Origin of the sequence: Sphingopyxis sp. (genome assembly GCF_035250425.1) — a bacterium.
In the GTDB taxonomy this organism is placed as follows: Bacteria; Pseudomonadota; Alphaproteobacteria; order Sphingomonadales; family Sphingomonadaceae; genus Sphingopyxis.
In genome coordinates, this window is the sequence record NZ_DATFFD010000273.1 from 1 (window position 1) to 2,422 (window position 2,422).

The following is a 2,422-nucleotide window of genomic DNA, read 5'->3' on the forward strand; positions in this document are numbered from 1 at the left end:
GCGCGGCGAGCTCAACGCCAGCCTCGAAAGCCGCGGCGTCAAGCTCAGCGTCAACGACATGCTGATCAAGGCGCTCGCGGTCGCGCTCGAACGCGTGCCCGCGTGCAACGTGAGCTTCGGCGGCGACGTGATGCGCCAGTATAAGCGCGCCGACATCTCGGTCGCGGTCAGCATCCCCGGCGGGCTGATTACCCCGATCATCGTCGATGCCGGCGGCAAGTCGATGTCGAAAATCTCGACTGAAATGTCCGAGCTCGCCGCGAAGGCGAAGGAAGGCAAGCTCCAGCCCAATGAGTATCAGGGCGGCACCGCCTCGATCTCGAACATGGGCATGATGGGGATCAAGCAATTCACCGCGGTGATCAACCCGCCGCAGGGCATGATCATGGCGATCGGTGCGGGCGAGAAGCGGCCGTATATCGTCGACGACGCGCTCGCGATCGCAACCGTCATGTCGGCGACCGGCAGCTTCGACCACCGCGCGATCGACGGCGCGGATGGCGCGCTGCTGATGAAGACCTTCAAGGAACTGGTGGAGAACCCGCTGGGGCTGGTGGCGTAAGGCATGGAGCTTTTTGCCACACTCGCAGGGGTGGTGTTTACCGCTGTGATAGGCTTCGCTGCCTATCAGTACCGGGGAATGGTTACCTATAAGATCAACCATCTAAGCGCCCGGTTGCTGATAAATTCGAACCAAGTTTCAGTTTCTGAAGATGGTGTGGACGTTCATTTCTGCAAAGTCGAAATAAATAATCGCGGATACTCAAATATAGAAAATTTTGAGTTCTTTTCAGATATCAACTATGATCTGGCCGGATCAGAAGTGCTGGAAACGTCCTCAATCGCGAAAAACACGATATCTGTCTCTCAGGATGGGAAATCGATAGCTATCTCGTCTAGATCTTTGCCCCGAGGAGAGAATCTCGAAGTCTTGATGATATTCGGGGGCCGCAATTCGCTGTGGAAAGCGAAGGGTGGTAGCGCCAAATATCATATTCAACCTCAGGCGTTCTACGACGGAATGATGGGGGTGTGGAATTTTATCAAGAATACAATCTTCTACGGCGTCGTTTTCGGCGTGATTTTTGCCCTAGTACGGAATGTGATTCAAAATGGCTGACACCAACTACGACCTCATCGTCCTCGGCTCGGGCCCCGGCGGCTATGTCGCCGCCATCCGCGCGGCGCAGCTCGGGCTCAAGACCGCGATCGTCGAGCGCGAGAATCTCGGCGGCATCTGCCTCAACTGGGGTTGCATCCCGACCAAGGCGCTGCTGCGTTCGGCCGAAATCTATCATTATATGCAGCACGCGGGCGATTACGGCCTCGTCGCGGCGCAGATCAGCGCCGACATCGACGCCGTCGTGAAGCGCAGCCGCGGCGTCGCGAAACAGCTGAGCCAGGGCGTCGCCTTCCTGATGAAGAAGCACAAGATCACCGTCCATATGGGCGACGGCAAGCTGACCGCACCGGGCAAGCTCGAGGTGAAAGGCGAGAAGGGAACCGAAACCCTGACCGCCAAGAACATCATCGTCGCGACCGGCGCCCGCGCCCGCGACCTGCCGTTCGCCCCCGCCGACGGCAAGCGCATCTGGACCTATCGCCACGCGCTCGTCCCGCCCGAAATGCCCAAGAAGCTGCTCGTCATCGGATCGGGCGCGATCGGGATCGAATTCGCGAGCTTCTACAGCGACATGGGCGTCGACGTGACCGTCGTCGAAATGCTCGACCGCCTCGTCCCCGTCGAGGATGTCGATGTCTCGGCCTTCCTCGAAAAGGCGCTCAAGAAGCAGGGCATGACGATCTTCACCGGCGCCGGCGTCGAGGAATTGAAGGCGACCGCGACCGGCGTGACCGCCAAGATCAAGACCAAGGACGGCAAGACCGAAAGCGCCGAATTCAGCCACGCGATCGTCGCGATCGGCATCGTCCCGAACACCGAGAATATCGGCCTCGAAGCGCTCGGCGTGAAGACGACCAAGGGCCATATCGACACCGACGCGATGTGCCGCACCAACGTCCCCGGCATCTGGGCGATCGGCGACGTCACCGCGCCGCCGTGGCTCGCGCACAAGGCGATGCACGAATCGGTGATTTCGGTCGAGGCGATTGCGGGCAACCACCCGCACGCGATGGATCCGCGCAACATCCCCGGCTGCACCTATTGCCGCCCGCAGATCGCGAGCGTCGGCCTGACGGAAGCAAAGGCGAAGGAGCTGGGTTACGAGGTCAAGGCCGGCACCTTCCCCTTCATCGGCAACGGCAAGGCGATCGCGCTGGGCGAGGCCGAGGGCTTCACCAAGACGGTGTTCGACGCCAAGACCGGCGAACTGCTCGGCGCGCACATGATCGGCGCCGAGGTCACCGAGCTCATTCAGGGCTATACGATCGGCAAGACCGCCGAGCTGGTCGAGGATGATTT

Annotated in this window: 3 protein-coding genes; all 3 read left to right on the forward strand. The window is 60.4% G+C overall.

From position 1 onward, the window contains the following. Window positions 1–562: 2-oxo acid dehydrogenase subunit E2 (locus VJ811_RS16475; RefSeq protein WP_324074366.1), on the forward strand; the 562-nt coding region annotated here is incomplete at its 5' end. A 3-nt stretch (window positions 563–565) separates the two neighbouring features. Continuing rightward, window positions 566–1,120: a hypothetical protein gene (locus VJ811_RS16480; RefSeq protein WP_324074367.1), complete on the forward strand. Its 555-nt coding sequence runs from the start codon at window positions 566–568 to the stop codon at window positions 1,118–1,120. Next, window positions 1,113–2,422 (forward strand): dihydrolipoyl dehydrogenase (lpdA, locus tag VJ811_RS16485; RefSeq protein ID WP_324074369.1); only part of this gene is annotated, 1,310 nt, incomplete at its 3' end. The genes VJ811_RS16480 and lpdA, both read left to right, overlap by 8 nt.

Bases quoted from the DNA above. Each gene is read 5' to 3' on its own strand.
- VJ811_RS16480 (WP_324074367.1), top strand. From the start codon at position 566: ATGGAGCTTTTTGCCACACTCGCAGGGGTGGTGTTTACCGCTGTGATA.